19 protein-coding genes are annotated in these 18,450 nt (G+C 70.6%); 13 read left to right on the top strand and 6 right to left on the bottom strand.

Going from position 1 to position 18,450, the window contains the following annotated elements:
• Positions 1 to 154: 154 nt before the first annotated feature.
• The gene (locus ABZX61_RS03610; protein ID WP_355191223.1) at positions 155 to 1,060 is read right to left on the bottom strand and encodes a hypothetical protein; all 906 of its coding nucleotides are present in this window, start codon (positions 1,058 to 1,060) and stop codon (positions 155 to 157) included.
• Positions 1,061 to 1,172: 112 nt separating this feature from the next.
• Here ABZX61_RS03610 and ABZX61_RS03605 point away from each other — a divergent pair, with 112 nt between their 5' ends.
• Genes ABZX61_RS03605 through ABZX61_RS03580 form a run of 6 tightly spaced genes read left to right on the top strand, consistent with a single transcriptional unit; the run spans position 1,173 to position 7,016 of the window.
• Positions 1,173 to 2,135, top strand: a complete 963-nt coding sequence (locus ABZX61_RS03605) for an STM4015 family protein (RefSeq protein ID WP_355191221.1) — start codon at positions 1,173 to 1,175, stop codon at positions 2,133 to 2,135.
• Positions 2,135 to 3,079, top strand: a complete 945-nt coding sequence (locus ABZX61_RS03600; RefSeq protein ID WP_355191219.1) for an STM4015 family protein — start codon at positions 2,135 to 2,137, stop codon at positions 3,077 to 3,079. The genes ABZX61_RS03605 and ABZX61_RS03600 overlap by 1 nt, the downstream gene beginning before the upstream one ends.
• A gap of 5 nt (positions 3,080 to 3,084) precedes the next feature.
• Positions 3,085 to 4,125, top strand: a complete 1,041-nt coding sequence (locus ABZX61_RS03595) for an STM4014 family protein (RefSeq protein WP_355191217.1) — start codon at positions 3,085 to 3,087, stop codon at positions 4,123 to 4,125.
• Positions 4,126 to 4,148: 23 nt separating this feature from the next.
• Complete coding sequence (locus ABZX61_RS03590; RefSeq protein ID WP_355191460.1) at positions 4,149 to 4,940, top strand: STM4013/SEN3800 family hydrolase; 792 nt, start codon at positions 4,149 to 4,151, stop codon at positions 4,938 to 4,940.
• Positions 4,927 to 6,192 carry an STM4012 family radical SAM protein gene (locus ABZX61_RS03585; protein WP_355191215.1) on the top strand — a complete coding sequence of 422 codons (1,266 nt, stop codon included), beginning with the start codon at positions 4,927 to 4,929 and terminating at the stop codon, positions 6,190 to 6,192. Before ABZX61_RS03590 ends, ABZX61_RS03585 begins: the two co-directional genes overlap by 14 nt.
• On the top strand, positions 6,186 to 7,016 hold the full coding sequence (locus ABZX61_RS03580; RefSeq protein ID WP_355191213.1) for an STM4011 family radical SAM protein: 831 nt from the start codon (positions 6,186 to 6,188) through the stop codon (positions 7,014 to 7,016). The genes ABZX61_RS03585 and ABZX61_RS03580 overlap by 7 nt, the downstream gene beginning before the upstream one ends.
• A 2-nt stretch (positions 7,017 to 7,018) precedes the next feature.
• Here the strand turns inward: ABZX61_RS03580 and ABZX61_RS03575 are convergent, their stop codons facing one another.
• Together ABZX61_RS03575 and ABZX61_RS03570 are read right to left on the bottom strand one after the other, a co-directional pair.
• Complete coding sequence (locus tag ABZX61_RS03575) at positions 7,019 to 8,284, bottom strand: DUF6745 domain-containing protein (RefSeq protein WP_355191211.1); 1,266 nt, start codon at positions 8,282 to 8,284, stop codon at positions 7,019 to 7,021.
• Positions 8,284 to 8,580, bottom strand: a complete 297-nt coding sequence (locus tag ABZX61_RS03570; RefSeq protein WP_350728630.1) for a hypothetical protein — start codon at positions 8,578 to 8,580, stop codon at positions 8,284 to 8,286. Before ABZX61_RS03570 ends, ABZX61_RS03575 begins: the two co-directional genes overlap by 1 nt.
• Before the next feature lie 445 nt (positions 8,581 to 9,025).
• On the opposite strand from ABZX61_RS03570, the gene ABZX61_RS03565 reads away from it, so the two are divergent.
• The gene (locus tag ABZX61_RS03565; protein ID WP_355191209.1) at positions 9,026 to 9,904 is read left to right on the top strand and encodes a hypothetical protein; all 879 of its coding nucleotides are present in this window, start codon (positions 9,026 to 9,028) and stop codon (positions 9,902 to 9,904) included.
• A 311-nt stretch (positions 9,905 to 10,215) separates the two neighbouring features.
• Here ABZX61_RS03565 and ABZX61_RS03560 read toward each other — a convergent pair whose 3' ends face one another.
• Positions 10,216 to 10,818 (bottom strand): CGNR zinc finger domain-containing protein, encoded by a 603-nt coding sequence (locus tag ABZX61_RS03560; RefSeq protein ID WP_355191207.1) that lies wholly within the window; start codon positions 10,816 to 10,818, stop codon positions 10,216 to 10,218.
• 28 nt (positions 10,819 to 10,846) lie between these two features.
• Between ABZX61_RS03560 and ABZX61_RS03555 the strand changes: the two genes are divergently transcribed.
• Positions 10,847 to 11,728, top strand: a complete 882-nt coding sequence (locus ABZX61_RS03555) for an arginase family protein (RefSeq protein ID WP_355191206.1) — start codon at positions 10,847 to 10,849, stop codon at positions 11,726 to 11,728.
• Between the two features lie 95 nt (positions 11,729 to 11,823).
• On the opposite strand, the gene ABZX61_RS03550 is transcribed toward ABZX61_RS03555, so the two are convergent.
• Positions 11,824 to 13,380, bottom strand: coding sequence for a DUF4434 domain-containing protein (locus ABZX61_RS03550; protein WP_355191204.1), 1,557 nt, complete (start codon positions 13,378 to 13,380; stop codon positions 11,824 to 11,826).
• Positions 13,381 to 13,476: 96 nt separating this feature from the next.
• Between ABZX61_RS03550 and ABZX61_RS03545 the strand changes: the two genes are divergently transcribed.
• The gene (locus tag ABZX61_RS03545) at positions 13,477 to 14,259 is read left to right on the top strand and encodes an SDR family oxidoreductase (RefSeq protein ID WP_355191458.1); all 783 of its coding nucleotides are present in this window, start codon (positions 13,477 to 13,479) and stop codon (positions 14,257 to 14,259) included.
• Between the two features lie 39 nt (positions 14,260 to 14,298).
• Here ABZX61_RS03545 and ABZX61_RS03540 read toward each other — a convergent pair whose 3' ends face one another.
• Entirely contained in the window at positions 14,299 to 14,715 is a 417-nt protein-coding gene (locus ABZX61_RS03540; protein ID WP_355191202.1) for a VOC family protein, read from the bottom strand.
• Between the two features lie 44 nt (positions 14,716 to 14,759).
• Between ABZX61_RS03540 and ABZX61_RS03535 the strand changes: the two genes are divergently transcribed.
• From ABZX61_RS03535 to ABZX61_RS03520, 4 genes are all read left to right on the top strand, one after another.
• Positions 14,760 to 15,206: a MarR family winged helix-turn-helix transcriptional regulator gene (locus ABZX61_RS03535; protein ID WP_355191200.1), complete on the top strand. Its 447-nt coding sequence runs from the start codon at positions 14,760 to 14,762 to the stop codon at positions 15,204 to 15,206.
• A 109-nt stretch (positions 15,207 to 15,315) separates the two neighbouring features.
• Positions 15,316 to 16,470, top strand: coding sequence for an ABC transporter ATP-binding protein (locus ABZX61_RS03530; RefSeq protein ID WP_355191198.1), 1,155 nt, complete (start codon positions 15,316 to 15,318; stop codon positions 16,468 to 16,470).
• Positions 16,463 to 17,557 (top strand): ABC transporter ATP-binding protein, encoded by a 1,095-nt coding sequence (locus tag ABZX61_RS03525; RefSeq protein WP_355191196.1) that lies wholly within the window; start codon positions 16,463 to 16,465, stop codon positions 17,555 to 17,557. Before ABZX61_RS03530 ends, ABZX61_RS03525 begins: the two co-directional genes overlap by 8 nt.
• On the top strand, positions 17,554 to 18,450 hold the full coding sequence (locus ABZX61_RS03520) for a sugar ABC transporter permease (RefSeq protein WP_355191194.1): 897 nt from the start codon (positions 17,554 to 17,556) through the stop codon (positions 18,448 to 18,450). Before ABZX61_RS03525 ends, ABZX61_RS03520 begins: the two co-directional genes overlap by 4 nt.

The raw sequence follows: 18,450 nt of genomic DNA, 5'->3' as shown, positions 1-18,450 counted from the left end.
CAGGCTCATTCCGTCACGTAGCCCGACGCCCAGCAGTTTGACGTCGTCCCCTAAATCCTCACGAGCCGAGAATTCGCCATTGTCGAAGTGCGGAACGTTTCCGGCTTCCTCTACCGCGACGTGGTGGACATGCCACAGGACGTACACCTTCACGCTACTCATTCCCGTCGAGGTCGAAGGCGACGTCGGCGAGCCGGACCGTCCGCACCTCCGAGTCGTCCAGGAGCTTGCGCACGTCGGCGAGTTTCCAGCGGTCTACGACGAGCCCATATACGAGGCCCTCCTTGGCCGCCCCGTCGAGCCACCCGTAGTCCAGCATGAACGCGCTGAGATCGTACCCCTCGTCGAGCTGCCCGACCCACTTGCGGAACTCCGCCAGCGCCGGCTCGGGCTCGGTCTCGCACTGATAGGTGAGTTCGCCCTGGATGAGGTCCTCCGTCATGTCGCGGTTCCAGACGACCGCGTTCAACGGGGGATCGTTGCTGGAGTCGTCGTACTGGAACCAGGACGGGGCGTAGACGTAGGAGACGTCCCGTCCTCCACAGATCTTGTGCCTGCGGTTGAAGGCGATGAGCCGCTCGCTGGTCATCGCCTTCGCGAACTGCACGACCGCGACCGCGTCGAGCGTCTGGGGAAGCGCGTCGATGTTCTTCCGAACGTCTGCCGGGACGACTTCGGGGTCCGTCTCCAGGACGGAGATCGCGTAGGAGAATCTGCCGGACGGCCCGTCGAGGGAGGGGGCCCGGACGGTGCCGAACCAGTTCGGGACGATCTCGTACTCTTTCCCCCCACCGCTGGGACCGGCCAGGCGTGGCTCGCCCTGCAGGGTGTAGGTGGTGTTCAGCAGCCATCCGGCGTCGCCGTGACCGTCCGACAGGCGTTTGTCCGGGTTCGCGACGCGGGCGGCCGTGCCGTACACCAAGGCCGTCCGTTCGTCGTCGACGAACAACCACAGAACCCGGTCGATCGCGCTCAAGGCCAGGTACAGCGCCGTGGTGACGGCCAGGACCTTGACGAGGGACCGGGCCACGTACGCCCAGTCGGGCTCCCTCACGTTCATCGGCGAGCTCCTAGATCAAATCGGGTACGGCGCACCATAGCCGGTGGGACGGAAGTGTCGGCAGGTTCTGGTAGGACAGGACGCGTCAGGCCCCCCGACCCGAGGATCATCCGTGACCGACGACGACAATCCGAGCTGCTCGGACCGCTACACCGGCACCTACGCCGGCCTGCCCGTGGCCGAGGTGCCCGGGGACGAGGACGGGCCGTGGCCCGACGCCGGTTCCGTGGCGTGGCGGCTCAGCGCCGGCTGGGACGGCAGCCGCATCGCCGAGTGCCTCGACCGGTTCTTCGCGCACGTCGACACCGCGAAGGTCACGGCCGTCGTGATCGGCGCGTGGGAAGACTGCTACAGCGACAGCAGCGCGTCCATCGTCCGCCGCCTGGCCGACGAGGCCGGCAGGCTGCCCGAGCTGCGCTCGCTCTTCCTCGGCGCGATCTCGTCGGAGGAGTCCGAGATCTCCTGGATCCAGCAGTCGGACATCACGCCGCTGCTGGAGGCGTACCCGAAGCTTGAACGGCTGGAGGTGCGCGGCGGCTCCGGGCTCCGGATGCGGCCGGTGCGGCACGAGGCGCTGAAGAAGCTTCGGTTCGAGTCGGGCGGCCTGGACGGCTCGCTGGTCCGCGCCGTGGCCGCCAGTGACCTGCCCGCGCTGGAGCACCTGGAGCTCTGGCTGGGCGTCCCCGAGTACGGCGGCGACAGCAACGTCCCCGACGTCGACCCCATCCTCAGGGGTGAGCGGCTGCCCGCGCTGCGTCATCTGGGGCTGCAGGACAGCGAGATCCAGGACGAGCTCGCCGCCGCCGTGGCCACCGCGCCGATCGTGGCCAGGCTCGAGACGCTGCGCCTGTCGATGGGCGTGCTCACCGACGCCGGGGCGGAGGCGCTGCTCAGCGGCCAGCCGCTGACCCATCTGCGCGTGCTCGACCTGCACCACCACTACATGTCCGACGAGATGATGCGGCGGGTGACCGAGGCCCTGCCCGGGGTGGAGGTCGACGTGTCCGAGAACGAGGAGCCGGACGTGGACGAAGAGGACGGCGAGACGTGGCGTTACGTGGCGGTGGACGAGTGATGCGGGAGTTCGACGAGCAGCCCAGCCACTACAACCGCTACGACCAGAGCTACGTCGGTCTGCCGGTGGCCGAGGTGCCGTGGCAGGGCGACGACAAGCCGCCCGAGGCCGGGTCCGCGGCCTGGCGGCTCAGCGCCGACACCTACGACGACGACCTCCCCGACCACATCGCCGAGTGCTTCGACTGGTTCTTCGAGCACGTCGACACCTCGCAGGTCACCGCCGTCGTGATCGGCGGGTGGGAGGAGCCCTACGACACCGACAGCAGCGAAATCGTCAGCCGCCTGGCCGGCGAGGCCGGCCGGCTGCCCGAGCTGCGCTCGCTCTTCCTCGGCGCGATTTCGCCGGAGGACTGCGAGATCTCCTGGATCACGCAGTCGGACATCACGCCGCTGCTGGAGGCGTACCCGAAGCTGGAGCGGCTGGAGGTGCGCGGCGGCACCGGTCTGCGGTTCTCGCCGGTGCGGCACGAAGCGCTGAAGGTGCTGCGGTTCGAGACGGGAGGGCTGCTGGGCGAGGCGGTTCGCGGCGTCGGCGCGTGCGACCTGCCCGCGCTGGAGCACCTCGACATGTGGTTCGGGGTCGACACGTACGGCGGTGACGCCACGGTCGGCGACGTCGCCGGGATCCTGGGCGGGGAGCGGTTGCCCCGGCTGCGCCACCTGGGGCTGCAGAACAGCCAGATCCAGGACGAGCTCGCCGCCGCCATGGCGTCCGCGCCGATCGTGGCCGGGCTCGAGACGCTGAGCCTGGCGATGGGCGGGCTCACCGACGCCGGGGCGGAGGCGCTGCTCAGCGGCCAGCCACTCACCCACCTGCGCCGGCTGGACCTCTCTCACCACGACATCGGCCTCGAGATGAGGGCCCGCCTGACCGCGGCGCTGCCGGGCGTCGACGTCGACCTGTCCGGCCCGGGCACGGGCTACGTGGCCGTGACGGAGTGAGTGGCGTGCGGTTCGCCGTGGTCGGGACGCCCGGGGATCGGCGGGTGACGATGTTCCGGGACGCCGTGGTGGCCGCCGGGCTGGCGGAGCCCCACGTGATCCCGTGGCGGGACGTGCTGGCCGGGCGGGGGATCGGCGCGCCCGAGGGTTCGTTGCTGCGCGTGGACTCACCGGGCGAGGACGCCGGGGCCGACGAGCTGCTGCGCGGGCCCGGGGATCCCGCGCGGGTCGGTGGTGGGGCGGCCTGGTTCAAGGCGTTCACGGCGGGGCTGTCGCGGGTGGCCGCCATCCCGGGTGTGCGGCTGCTCGGCGACGTCGAGGAGATCGCGGTGATGTTCGACAAGCGGCGCTGCCACGCCGTGCTGGCCGGGGCGGGGGTGCCGGTGCCGCCCGCGTTCGAGGCCGGTTCGTACGACGGGCTGCGGGCGGAGATGGAGCGCCGGGGCTGGTCCCGGGTGTTCGTCAAGCCCGCGCACGGTTCGTCGGCGTCCGGGGTGATCGCGTTCCAGGCGCACGGCGACCGGGTGCGGGCCGTCACGTCGGCGGCCTGGGTCGACGGGGTGCTGTGCAACTCGCTGCGGGTGCGCACGTACACCTCCGCCGGTGACGTGCGGCGGATCGTCGACTTCCTCGCCGGTGACGGGCTGCACGTCGAGCGGTGGTTTCCGAAGGCGTCCACCGGCGGGAGGGTGTTCGACCTGCGGGTGGTGACCGTGGCCGGCGTCCCGACGCACGCGGTGCTGCGGGCCGGCCGCAGCCCGATGACCAACCTGCACCTCGGCGGGTCGCGGGGTGATCTGGACGCCGTACGGTCGCGGCCGGACCTGTGGGAGCGGGTGCTGGAGGCGTGCTCGCGGGCGGCGGCCTGCTTTCCCCGGAGCCTCAGCACGGGGGTGGACGTCATGGTGGGAGCGGATTGGCGGTCGGTGGCGGTGGCCGAGGTGAACGCGTTCGGGGATCTGCTGCCGGGGTTGGGGGATCTCGCGGGGAACGGGCGGGATACGTACGCCGAGCAGGTACGCGCGGTCCGGGCGGGGGCGCGGTGAGCACAGGCGAGCCGGCGTTCGATATGAACGGGATCGTGGGGAGCCACGACATCCTCCTCGTCACGCTCGACACGCTCCGCCACGACGTCGCGGTCGCGCTCGAGGCCGCCGGGCTGCTGCCGAACCTCCTGCCGCCCGGCGCGTCCTGGGAGCGGCGGCACAGCCCGGGCAGCTTCACGTACGCCGCCCACGCCGCCATGTTCGCCGGGTTCCTGCCCACTCCGGTGACCCCGGGGCCGCATCCCCGGCTGTTCGCGGCCACGTTCCCGGGCAGCGAGACCACCGGGGGCCGTACGTGGGTGTTCGACGCGCCCGACCTGCCCGCCGGCCTCGCGCGAACCGGTTACCACACGGTGTGCGTCGGCGGCGTCGGCTTCTTCAACAAGCTGACCCCGCTCGGGTCCACGCTGCCGAGCCTGTTCGCCGAGAGCCACTGGGAGCCGGCCTTCGGCGTGACGAACCCGTCGTCGCTGGAGCGCCAGATCGACCGCGCCGAGGAGGTGCTGGCCGACCGGCGCGAACCGGTCTTCCTGTTCGTCAACGTGTCGGCCCTGCACCAGCCGAACCACTTCTACCTGCCGGGAGCCGCCGGAGACTCGCTGGAGAGCCACGCGGCGGCGCTGCGGTACGTCGATCGGCACATCGGACGCCTCTACGCGCTGATGCGCCGCCGCCGTCCCTGCCTGGTGATCGTCTGTTCCGACCACGGCACGGCGTACGGCGAGGACGGCCACGTCGGCCACCGGATCGGCCACGAGGTGGTCTGGACGGTCCCCTACACCGAGTTCGTTCTGGAGAGCAATGCGGCCTTATGAGGGTTACGTCTACGCCTATCCGCACAAGACCGCCTACCGGCCGCTCGATCCGCGACCACGGCTCAAAGAGGTGTGGGCCGGGGAACGGCCGGGCGCGTTGTACGTACACATCCCGTTCTGCGAGATGCGCTGCGGCTTCTGCAACCTTTTCACCCGCACCGGCGCCCCGGAGGAGCTGGTCGCGGCCTACCTCGACGCGCTGGAGCGGCAGGCCGTCCAGGTACGGGACGCGCTGGAGGAGACCGCGTTCACCACGGCCGCGTTCGGTGGCGGGACGCCGACGTACCTCAGTGCTTTCGAGCTGACCCGGCTGTTCGACCTGACCGAGCGCACGATGGGCGTGGATCTCGCCCGGATCCCGCTTTCGGTGGAGACCTCCCCCGCCACCGCGACCCCCGACCGCCTGTCCGTCCTGGCCGAGCGCGGCACGTCCCGCGTCTCGATCGGCGTGCAGAGCTTCGTCGACGCCGAGGCCCGCTCCGCCGTACGCCCGCAGAAGCGGGCCGAGGTGGACGCGGCCCTCAACGCGATCAGGGCCTCGGGCGTGCCGGTGCTCAACATCGACCTGATCTACGGCATCGACGGGCAGACGCCGGAGTCGTGGCTGTACTCGCTGGACACCGCGCTCGGGTGGCGGCCCGAGGAGCTGTACCTGTACCCGCTCTACGTCCGGCCGCTGACGGGGCTCGGCAAGCAGGGCCGGGCATGGGACGACCAGCGGCTCGAACTGTACTGGGCCGGGCGCGAGCACCTGCTGGCCGCCGGGTACGAGCAGGTTTCGATGCGGATGTTCCGGCTGCCCGGCACGGGTTCGACCACCGGCTACTGCTGCCAGATCGACGGGATGGTAGGGCTGGGGTGCGGGGCGCGCTCGTACACGAGCGAGCTCCACTACTCGTTCGAGTACGCCGTGGGGGCGCGGCACGTGCGCTCGATCATCGACGACTACGTGCGGCAGGACGAGTTCGACGTGGCCAACGTGGGCTTCTCCCTGTCGCTCGAGGAGCGCAAGCGGCGCCACCTCATCCAGTCGCTGCTGCAGGGCGACGGGCTCTCGCGGCGGCTGTACGCGGAGCGGTTCGGCGGAGACGTGCTGGCCGACTTCGCCCTGGACGAGTTCGGCGAGTGGCTGCTGGCGGACCCGGCGACGGTCCGGCTGACGCCGGAGGGGCTGGCCTACTCCGACGCGATCGGGCCCGCCCTCTTCTCGCCCGAGGTCAGGAGGCTCATGGAGGGGTACGCGGCGTGCTGACCATCCTCTACCGCGGGCCCCTCGCGAGCTGCGACTACGACTGCGCCTACTGCCCGTTCGCCAAGCGGCGCGACAGCCCCGAGCAGTTGCGGGCCGACCGGGAGGCGCTGGAGCGGTTCGCGGGCTGGGTGGGCGAGCAGCCGTTCGAGGTGTCGGTGCTGTTCACGCCGTGGGGTGAGGGCCTGGTCAGATCGTGGTACCGCCGGGCCCTCGTGGAGCTCTCCTGGCTGCCCAACGTCGCCAAGGTCGCCATCCAGACGAACCTGAGCTGCCGTACCGACTGGCTCGCCGAGGCGTCGGACCGGGCCGCGCTGTGGGTGACGTATCACCCGACGCAGGTCGCGTACGACCGCTTCCTGGCCAAGCTCCGCTCGCTGCCGGTGCGCCACAGCGTCGGCATCGTCGGCGACCCCGCGCACCTGCCGGACGCGCGGCGGCTGCGGTCGGACCTGCCCGCGCAGACGTACCTGTGGGTGAACGCCGAGGAGGGCCGCCTCTACACCGACGAGGAGGCGGCCGAATGGTCGGCGATCGACCCGCTCTTCCACGTCAGCCGCTTCCCGCACCGGAGCGCCGGGCTGCCGTGCCGGACGGGCGACAGCGTGATCTCGGTGAACGGCGACGGCACCGTGCGCCGCTGCCACTTCATCCCGGAGACGCTGGGCAACCTGTACGACGGCTCCTACCGCGCGGCGCTGCGGCCCCGGCCCTGCCCCGCCGCGGCCTGCGACTGCCACATCGGCTACGTGCATCTGGAGCCGCTCGGCCTCTACGACGTCTTCACCGGCGGCATCCTCGAACGCATCCCGGCGGTCTGGCCCTGACCTCAGGTCTCGCGCTCGGGCCGGTAGTCCTCCTCAGTGACCCCGAACGTCCACGCGACGCCCTCCCGCGCCCGCTCCACCCACGGCGGCACCCGCAGGAAGTAGGTGCGGCTGGTGCCGTCGGGCTCGGGCGTGGAGTTGACGACCTCCACCATGGCCAGCGGTTCGTCGTCGGAGAGCTCCACCCGCCACAGGACGCCTGTCTCGTCGGAGTGCACCGGCTTGGCCCCCGACTCGGCCAGGTAGCGGTCGAGGCCGAAGTGCTCCAGCATGGCCCGGCGCAGCTCGGCGTTCTCCTCTTCGCGGATCCGCTCGACGGCCAGCTCGCGCATCGCGGCGCCGAAGTCGGCGGGAACGGGCATGCCGTGCCAGGCGTGCAACGCGAACCCGTCGGAGTAGGACAGGGCCGGGCCGACCGCCCGATGCAGCCGCCCCACCTCGTCGAGGTGCAGCTCGGCGGGGCGCTCCGTGACGATCGCCAGCCGCTCGAACGGCCACCACCAACCGGTGCGCTCGGCCGTCCGCTTGAGCCCGTCGAGCCCGTCGAACGCCGACAGCCAGGGGGCGTCGTGCTGCCCCAGCACCGCGTCGAGCGTCACCCGGCGCAACGCCACACCGACCTGACCAGCCTCGCCGCCCCCGCCGAGCTCGGCGATGCCCCGGCGGATGTCGTTGACCAGCCGGTTGACCTGCGGCCAGAGCCGTCCGCCGGTCTCGTCCCACAAGGCCGCCCAGCCGACGGGGCCCAGCTCGGCGTGGGCGGCCGCCCTGGCCCGCTCCCACGGCACCGTACGGACCGCGTCCCGCACCGACCGGCCGGGATCCCCGTACGACTCCCACGACCTGAGCGCCTCACCCACCGTCCGGCGCAGCCCTGGCAGGCCCTGGTCACCGGGCTCCTGCTCGTCGGAACTGCTCTCGCCGCGCGGATCGCGCATCACGGCGCGGCCATCCCCACTCGGTGACCTGGTTGACGAGCCACCGTCGCCCGCCGACCCGGTGGATGAGCCGTCCCCGCTCGGCGAGCCGCCGTCGCTGGGTGAGCGGTGCGGCAGGGCTCCCAGCCCGGCCTCCTCCAGGGCGCGGCGCACCGCGTCGCCGCCCGTCAGCCAGGCCGCCGCGACGGCACCGGCCGCGGGTGAGGGCAGCACGAGCACGTGTTCGGGCTCGGCCAGCCCGGCCTCGCGGTACGCCTGCCGGACGGCCGCCTCCGGATCCTCGCCCGGCCCGGTGGCCACGGCCACCTGCTCCCACGTCAAGGTCGTCATCAGTCGGCCACCACCCGGTAGGAGCCGGGCACGTATTCACGCTGCCTGATCACCCTGTACCAGCCCTTGGGCAGCGAGATCGCGGCGTGCTCCTCGTGCACGAGCCGCCCTCCTTCGGGCAGGTGCAGGAAGCCGCCGGCCAGGGTGCCGGGGCCGGGGATCGCGTGGCAGTGTCCGGTGGCCTCGCCATAGGCCAGCACCAGCCGCCCGCGAGCGTCCCGCGGCTCCGGCCGCAGCGTGCGCGGGGCAGACTCCTCCGGCACGGGCATGATCAGGATGTCGCCCTGTCGATACATCGACCAACCTCCATCGTCGGGGGGATGATCGAAAGCTATCTACCCTGACCGACAATTCCCGGTGCCCGGACGCCGCCGCAGGGGGCGCGGGGGCAGCGGCCTTCGGGAGCAGGGGGGCAGCACCGGTAGCGGGGCGGCTCAGCGGCGGCGGGCGCGGGACGCCGCGCGCCCACGCCCGCATGCGACCGGATCCCACGTCGACAACACACCACGCGATCCGCAACCACCGGACGAAGACAGGGCACCGAACTGGGGCGATGGCGAGCCAACGGCGGAAGCGAGCCGACGGCGGCACCCGGCCACGCCCTGGTCACCGGGCTCCTGCGAGGCGGACCCGCCTTCGTGGCGCGGTTCGCGCAACACCGGGCCGCCCTCGCCCAGGCAAACCGTGCGCGCTTCGAACATCTGCCTGAACTTAGAGTCATCGAGTGATAACGTTCCGCGCATGCCCTCCTCCCAGCATGAGGCACTCCATCGCATTTTCCGCGACAAACCAGAGCTGTTCGCTCATGCCTTCAAGATGCTCAACATCGACTTCCCGACCCCTTCCGAGGTCGCTGTGGTCGATACCGATATGACGGAAATAGTGCCAATTGAGCGGCGCGCTGACACGGTGATGATGTTCACCTCCCGATGGGGGTCCAAGACCGTGGTGATCATCGAGTCACAACTACGCGTAGACGACGACAAGGCGTCCGCGTGGGCCTACTACCTCAGCCACGCGCACATCAAGTTTGACTGTCCCGTCATGCTCCTCGTGACCTGCCAGGACGAGGTCACAGCCACATGGGCCCGCGAGCCGAAACGGATCGGCCTGCCCGGCTTCCCATGCTTGATCGTCTACCCCGTAGCGCTCGGCCCTGACAACGTGCCTCAGATCATCGACCCGGCCGAAGCGTGCGAAGACGCGGTGCTCGCCATGTTCTCGGCACTCACACATGCGCGTTCACCCAAGGTCAATGCGATACTGGAGGCCCTGGACGTCGCGCTGACCGCGGTCGACACCGACACCGCCGCATACCTCGCCGAACAAACGGAAATAGGCCTCGGAAACACTAAAGCCCGGCAGATCTGGAGATCTCTGATGGTCATGCAGAACTATCGATTCAAGTCCGAGTTCGCGGAGATGCTCCGGGCCGAAGGACGGGCTGAAGGACGGGCCGAAGGTGAGGCGAAGTCCGTGCTGAAGATCCTGGAGCAGCGCAACATACCTGTCTCGGACTCCATCCGGGAGAGACTCCTGGCATGCACCGACCTCGCCCTCCTTGAGAGCTGGCTCGTCCGATCACTCAAGGCCACCACCGCCGAAGAGCTCTTCGATTAAGATCCGGCTCAGCTGAAGCCCGACCGCCCACAGCTGGGATACCTGAACCCCCTCCATCACGCCCTGCATGAAACTGGCACCGCGTCAGCCCAGTCACCTACGCCAACGGCACCCCTGCACATCCGGCGACGCGCCATGACAACGCGATGAGCGGGCGGCGCGACCAGACGACCTTCTCCAGCGGACCTCATGGAGGCGTTCGCGCCCGACATCATCCCGCTCCCCCGTAGAAGATCCAGCGCAAGATCGGCCAGATCTCCGCCGGACCGGTACACGTGCCGGTCGCCTGGATATCGCCGTACGCCCGAGGCTCAGCGGCGGCGGGCGCGGGAGGCGGCGGCGTGGGCGCGGTTGGCGCAGCGGGTCGAGCAGAACTGGCGCTTGCCCGGGCGGCTGTGGTCCACGAAGGCGTCCTTGCAGGGGTCGGCCGCGCAGAGGCGCAGGCGTTCCCAGTCGCCTGTGGCGGCGAGGTCGAGTAGCTCGGCGACGGATCGTACGGCGAGCTGTTCGGCCAGGTCGGCTCCCTCCGGGGTGGTGAGGCGCTGTCGGGGTGCACCGTCCGAGTCCTCCACCGCCACCCGGATCGGCAGCTCGCCCGCCCACCGCGCCAGGGCGCGCGTCCGATCGGGAGGGTCGCAGGACAGCACGGCACGCAGCCGCTCCCGGACCGCCCGCACCGCCCGCAGGTCCCCCGCGTCCGGCCCGCCGGTTCCCGCCGAGTCCTCGCTCGGCGCACCACTGAGCGGCTCCCCCACCGACGGCACCCTCGCCCGCGCCTCCGGCGAAAGGTGCAGTTCGTGGCAGAAGCGGTGCAGGGCCGCCGTGTCGGGCAGGCGCTCCGGGTCGTCCAGGTACTCGTCCCACGTGTTGGCCAGATCCAGTGCCACAAGACCCGTTTCAGCGAACTGGCGCATCCATCCTCCCCCTGCTACCGTCACGACTATGAACATAATAACCCCTGACAGACACCTGACGATCCTCGACGCCCCGTCCAATCTCGGCCTGCGCCCGCTCGCCCCCGACACCATCCCCGGCTGCTACAAAGCCCCCTGGGCGCTGCGGAACGCGGGCCTCGTGCGGCGGCTCGGCGCCGCCGACGCGGGGACGTTGGTCCCGCCCCGCTATGTCGCCACATGGGAGCCCGGGAGCGGCGTGCGCAACGGCCCAGCCATCGCCTCGTACGCCCGCAGGCTCGCCGACAAGGTGACCGGCATCCGGGCGGCGGGAGGGTTCCCGGTGCTGCTCGGCGGGGACTGCTCGATCCTGCTCGGCCCCGCCCTCGCCCTGCGCAGGAGCGGGCGGTACGGAGTGGCGTACCTGGACGCGCACGCCGACTTCCGGCACCTGGGCAACAGCCCGCACGTCGGGGCGGCGGCCGGGGAGGACCTGGCGCTGATCACCGGGCGCGGTGACGACTACCTGGCGGACATCGACGGGCTGCGGCCGTACGTCAGGGACGAGGACGTGATCGTGATCGGGGTCCGGGACGAAGAGGACCTGCGGGACATCGCGGACAGCGGCATCGCGCACCTCCCGGGCACCGACATCTCCCTCGACGACGCGAGCAAGGTGTTGGTGCGTGACGAGCTCGACGGGTTCTGGATCCACGTGGACGCCGACGTCCTCGACCCGTCCGTGCTGCCCGCCGTGGACTCCCCCACCCCGGGCGGGCTCGACGCCGCGCAGCTCACCGAGCTGATCCGCGGCCTGGCGCAGCTGCCGGGAGCCGCCGGCCTGGAGGTGACGATCCTCGATCCCGACCTGGACGAGGACGGCAGCCAGGCCGCCCTGCTGGCGGACATCCTCGTGTCGGCGCTGACCTAAGGGGCTGACCTAAGGGGCTGACCCAAGGAGCTGACCCAAGGAGCTGACCCAAGGAGCTGACCCAAGGAGCTGACCCAAGGAGCTGACCCAAGGGCCTAACGGATCGTGTAGCCGCTCGTGCTGGAGTGGCCGGTCTCGTTCGTGGCGGTGATCGAGGTCCAGGGGCCCGTGGGTACGTACGGGACCCACGCCGACTCCAGCCGCCCCCGCCCGTACCACTCCTGCCTGACCACCGCCCCCTGCGGGTCGAAGCGGAGCGTCCCGCCGCGCAGGTTGTAGCCCTCGACGAGGATGCCCTGCCGCCCGTTCATCTCCTTGCGGGTGGCGCCGACGATGATCGGCTGCCGCCAGCCGTTCACGATGTCGTCGGCCAGCGAGGGTGTGTCGTAGCGGGCCTGGCAGGTGAAGAACGGTTCCCACCCATAAGAGATGATTTTTTCGGCGTAGGTCCCCGCCGCCATCACCTGCGTATCGATCCGGCCCTTCGTGGTACGCCCGCGCAACGGCAGCGGATCCACCCGCCCGCACTCCCCGTCCACCGGCGTCGGCTCGAACCCCTCCACATTCACCCACAGCTCCACCCCGGACGGCACCCGCCGCGCCGCGGCCTCGATGTAGTCGCGCGTGGACCCGTAGTACGCCCGGACATTGCTCACATCCCCGACCACCGGCACCAATCGCGGAGCGACGTGCGCCTCCTCCTCATGAACCCCGTACACCGGCACCTTCCCCGTCCCCCGCCCGTCCTGCACGGCGACGGCCATGGGCGCCCCGGCCCGGGTCGCGGCGATGTCCGCCAGCCCCTTCTCCACCTGCCCGGGCGGGAACCCGCGCCCCCTCCGGGCGTCGATGTACGGGCTGACCACGATCTTCTTCCCGGGCAGGGCCGCGGCGACGTCCGCGTGCTGGGCCGCGTACAGCTCGATGATCGGATCCTTCGGCCCCCGCCCCCGCATGGCCAGCTCGAACGACTGGTAGACCCCGCCGAACGCCGCCGACCTCCCGAACCGCTCCCGGTAGTCGGCCAGCACCCGCGCGGTGAAGGCGCTCAGCGCGGGGGTGTGCGCGCTGTCGGGTTCCCACGGCTTGCCCTCCTGCTGCGGCGCGGCGGGCAGCCCGGGGAACACCGTCATCCCGTACGCGGCCGCCTCGGTCATCAGGTTGCCGAGCCCGTCGCCGTCCGTGGAGACGAGCACGAGATCCTGGACGGGGTCCGCGCAGGACCCGGCCAGCGAGACCCGGTAGAAGATCCGGCCCCGGCTCTCGATCCGCCGGTCCAGCCCCGGGCAGCGCAGCAGCCCCTTCCCGAACTCCTCGCTGGTCACGTACGTGTAGACGTGACGGACCCCGGGCACCTCGGCGCACGGCCGCCCGTCCACGAGACAGTCGGCGAAGACGGGATCCTCGCGGGCGCTGAACCTCGGCCCGAACGTGATGACCGTGTCACCGCCGATCGCGTGGACGGCCTCGACCATGCGCCGCGTCACGCACGGATCGGCGCGGGGGATGACCCAGTAACCGGTGACGGCGTACGGGGCGACGACCCGGGTGTCGCGCGACTGGCACTCCTCCACCCCGGAGGAGTCGCCGGGCACGACCAGACTCGCCACGAAGGCGCCCGCCACGACCAGCCACAGGATGATCCGGTGCACCCACGCCCCTTCCACGCCACCCCCAGCCTACGCATCCGGCGCGCCGTGCACGTGTCCCGGCGTGACCTGCGGCACCTGATCACGGACAATGACATGGTGCGCATCGATCTCAGCGGCAAGACCGCGCTGGTCACCGGCTCGACCCAGGGCATCGGGGCGGCCATCGCCGAAGGGCTGGTGATGGCGGGGGCCCGCGTCGGGATCAACGGCCGCACCGCGAACTCCGTCGCGATGGCGATGGAGCAGATCGGCGTCGGCGACCTGATCGAGGCGCCCGGCGACGTGACCACGGACGAGGGCTGCGCGGCGGTGCTGGACGCGCTGCCGCGGGTGGACATCCTGGTCAACAACCTGGGGATCTTCGGGGCCAGGCCCGCGCTCGAGATCGACGACGCCGAGTGGCGGCGCTATTTCGAGGTCAACGTGCTGGCCGCGGTCCGGCTCACCCGTACGTACCTGCCGGGCATGATCGAACGCGACTGGGGCCGGATCCAGTACATCGCCAGCGACTCCGCCGTGGCCATCCCCGTCGAGATGATCCACTACGGCATGACGAAGACCGCGCTGCTGGGGGTCTCCCGGGGCTTCGCCAAGGCGGCGGCGGGCACGGGGGTGACGGTCAACTCGGTGCTCGCCGGGCCGACGCACACGGGGGGCGTGGAGGAGTTCGTCTACCAGCTCGTGGACAAGGACCTGCCGTGGGAGGAGGCGCAGCGGACGTTCATGCGGGAGCACCGGCCGCAGTCGCTGCTGCAGCGCCTGATCGAGCCCGAGGAGATCGCGAACATGGTCGTCTACCTCAGCTCGCCCTTCGCCTCCGCGACCACGGGCGGCGCGGTGCGGGTGGACGGCGGCTACGTGGACTCGATCCTCCCGTGAAGACCTCCTCCGAAGATCTCCCCTGAAGATCTTCCATGATCAGTACGACTGGAGCTCGATGAGGTTGCCCTCCGGGTCGCGCAGGTGCGCGGTCCGCAGGGTGGGCGCCCAGTCGGGACGGTCCTGGGGCGGGGCGACGACCGTGGCGCCGTGGCGGGTCAGGCAGGCGGCGGCCTCGTCGACGTCGTCCACCTTCATGACCAGCATGGCCGTGTCCTGAGCCGTGTTCTGAGCCGTGTCCTGAGCAGCCTGGGGCAGGTCCGCGGTGCCGACGGCGGCCGCGAGCCGGTCCCGGCCGAACAGGACCAGCCCGGCCTGCCCCTCGATGTCCCAGTTGGCGTATCCGGGCAGGACCTTCACCGGCTCGACGCCGAGCAGCTCGCGCAGCACGGCCTGGTAGAAGGCGGCGCTGGCCGGGAAGTCACGCACCAGCAGGCGGGGGTAGAGCGCGTCCATCGGAGGGCCTCCAGCGAGAAATAGTGGGTAACTACCAATTATTGGTGACAACCTACACTAGGGGCATGGACCTGCCGCCCACCCTGCTCGCGATCACGACCTTCGTCCTGCACAAGGTCGGGGTGGCGAGCCGCCGCGCCGTGGCGGCCCGGCTGGCGGACGAGGCCGGGCTGAGCCTGTGGCAGTTCGCCGTGCTGGCCACGCTGGCCGACTCCGGACCCGCCGCCCAGCGCGAGATCGGCGGCCGGCTGGGGCTCGATCCGAGCGACATGGTGCGCCTGATGGACGAGCTGATCGGCGCGGGGCTGGCCGAACGCGACCGCGACCCGGCCGACCGGCGGCGCTACCGGGTCTCGCTGACGCCCGCGGGCCGCGACGCGCTGGAGCGGGGGCGGGCGCTGGTGGAGCGCGTGGAACGGGAGACGCTGGCACCGCTGACGGCGGACGAGCGGGAGCGACTCCACGAGCTGATCACGAAAATCTTCAGATAACGGCGATGAGCAGGGAAAAAGCCGCCGGAGTGATAGGCCCGGCCGTTCACGGCCGTCCCGACATCGAATCGTGATTACCCATCCGTAACATTCTGCACAGCAACACCACATGCCCTCTTTGCACACAGTTACAGATCATGTTAGATGGAGGCGAGCAGAGAGGACCGGCACAGTGACGCTGATTCTCGATGGCGTCTTCGTACGGCAGCGCGGGGAGACCTGGCTTGACGACGTTCGCCTGGAATTATCCAACGGAATGACCACCCTCGTCGGCCCGATGACCGCGGGAAAAACGACATTGATGCGCGTCGCCGCCGGGCTGTTACCGCCGGATTCGGGCCGCGTCGTGGTCGACGGAAAAGATGTCACCGCGATTTCGGTGCGGAAACGCTCGGTCGCCTTCGTCTATCAGCAATTCATCAATTACCCGTCCCTGACCGTCCACGAGAACATCGCCTCTCCCCTCCGCCTCGACCCGAAGTTCCGGGGCGCGGGGATCGACCGCCGGGTGCGCGAGGTCGCCGAGCTCATGGGCATCGCGGGGCTCCTCGACCGCCGCCCCGCCGAGCTGTCGGGCGGCCAGCAGCAGCGCACCGCCATCGCCCGCGCGCTGGCCCGCCCCGTTGACCTGCTGCTGCTCGACGAGCCGCTGGCCAACCTGGACTTCAAGCTCCGCGAGCAGTTACGCGCCGACCTGAAGACCATGTTCGCCGACTCCCCCGGCGTGGTCCTCTACTCCACGGCCGACCCGAACGAGGCGCTGACGTTCGCCGCCCCGACCGTGGTCCTGGGCGAGGGCAGGATCCAGCACGTCGGCGACGTGGCCGAGATGTACGCGCACCCGCCGACGCTGGCCGTGGCCGCCACGCTCAGCGATCCCCCGCTCAACCTGCTGCCCGGCGTCGTACGCGACGGCCGGATCGAGGTCCTGGGCACGTCGTTCCCCGCGCCCCGCGCGCACGCGTCGGGCCGCGAGGTCATGCTCGGCATCCGTCCCCACCAGGTGAGCATCGAGCGCGCCGGCCCCGGGGCGCTGGAGCTGCCCGCCGAGATCAGGCTGGCCGAGGTGACCGGCAGCGCGACGTTCGTGCACCTCCTCCTACAGGGGAGCGTGCACCTGGTCGCGCACCTGACGGGCACCCGGCTGTTCACGCCCGGCGAGTCCGCGGTCGCGTACGTGGACCCGGCCCACGTCTTCGTCTTCGACGAGGACGGCGGGCGCCTGCTCGCCACCAGCGCCGCGGAGGTCGACCTGCATGGCTGACATCCGCCTGGAAGGCGTGGGCCACAGCTACGACGGCGGCGAGACCTGGGCGCTCAAGCCCATGACCTGGACCTGGCAGAGCTCCCGGGCGTACGCGCTGCTCGGCCCGAGCGGCTGCGGCAAGACCACACTCCTGAACATCATCTCCGGCCTGCTCACCCCCACGGTGGGCCGGATCTTCTTCGACGACCGCGACGTCACCGACGTGCCCACCTCGGGCCGCAACATCGCGCAGGTCTTCCAGTTCCCGGTCCTGTACGAGGAGATGTCGGTCTACGACAACCTCGCCTTCCCCCTCCGGAACCGGAAATATCCGAAGAAGGAGATCGACGAGCGGGTCCGCCAGGTCTCCCGGCTCCTCGGCCTCGACCACCTCCTCGGCCGCAGGTCGCGCCGCCTGGACGCGGGCCGCCAGCAGATCGTCAGCCTGGGCCGCGGCCTGGTGCGCTCCCAGGTGGCGGCGGTGCTGCTGGACGAACCGCTCACCGTGGTCGACCCGGCGCTGAAGTGGACGCTGCGCAGCAAGCTCAAGGAGATCCACCGCGACACCGGCCACACGCTCGTCTACGTCACGCACGACCAGACGGAGGCGCTGACGTTCGCCGACGAGGTCGTGGTGCTCAACGACGGGGCGATCGTGCAGGCGGGCGAGCCGGCCGAGCTGTTCCTGTCGCCGGCGCACGAGTTCGTGGGGCACTTCATCGGCTCGCCCGGCATGAACATGCTCCCGGCCGAGATCGTCGGCGACGTCGTACGCGTCGGCCAGGCGGACGTCGGCCAGGTCTCCGGTGAGCTGCCTCCCGGGCCGGTCAGGATCGGGGTGCGCCCCGAGTTCGTCGAGATCACCGGCGCGGGCCGGTCGCCGGGCGTGCCGGCCACGGTGACCGGGATCGACCGGATGGGCGCGTACGACCTGGTCCACGCCAGGGTCGGCGAGCACCCGATGATCGCCAGAACCGAGGCGGGCTCGCCGTACCGGCCCGACTCGGTCGAGTTCCTCCACTTCCCCGCGGACCGGACGTTCCTGTTCCGGGACGAGGTCAGGTGCGGCTCTCTCGCGCCCTTGAACGGAAGGGGTACGGCGTGACCGAGGTCCAGGAGGAGCCGCGGGCCGCGGACCTGAAGCGGAAGGACAACCGGGCCTGGTTGCTGGTGCTGCCGGTCGTCGTGTCGGTGGCGTTCACCGCCGTGATCCCGCTGATGACCGTGGTCAACTTCTCCGTGCAGGACGTCTTCAACCCCAATGACCGGATCTTCGTGGGCCTGGACTGGTTCCGCTCGATCTCGCGCGACCCGGAGGTGCGCTCGGCGTTCGTGCGGACGCTGCTGTTCTCGGCGCAGGTGCTGCTGCTGGAGATCCCGCTCGGGGTCGCGCTCGCGGTGGTGATGCCGCGCCGCGGCTTCTGGGTGTCGGTGGCGCTGGTGCTGATCGCGCTGCCGCTGCTCATCCCGTGGAACGTGGTGGGCACGATCTGGCAGATCTTCGCCCGCGGCGACATCGGGCTGGGCGGCTGGACGATCAACAACGTCCTCGGGATCAACTTCAACTACACGCTGGACTCCACGGACGCCTGGATCACGGTCCTGGTCATGGACATCTGGCACTGGACGCCGCTGGTGGCGCTGCTGGCTTACGCGGGCCTGCGCTCGATCCCGGAGCCGTACTTCCAGGCCGCGCAGATCGACGGCGCGTCGGCGTGGGCCACGTTCCGGCACATCCAGCTGCCCAGGCTGCGCGGGGTGCTGACGATCGCGATCCTGCTCAGGTTCATGGACAGCTTCATGATCTACACCGAGCCGTTCGTGGTGACGGGCGGCGGCCCGGGAAACGCCACGTCGTTCCTCAGCATCCTGCTGTCGAAGATCGCGGTCGGGCAGTTCGACCTGGGCCCGGCGGGCGCGTTCTCGCTGCTCTACTTCCTGATCGTGCAGATCCTCTGCTACGTCTTCTTCACCGTGCTGACCAGGTCGGGGAGGTGA

The organism is Nonomuraea sp. NPDC003709, assembly GCF_040610775.1.
GTDB lineage: Bacteria > Actinomycetota > Actinomycetes > Streptosporangiales > Streptosporangiaceae > Nonomuraea > Nonomuraea angiospora_A.
Note: the sequence above shows the minus strand (reverse complement) of the source record. Positions and strands in the feature narration are given on the sequence as shown.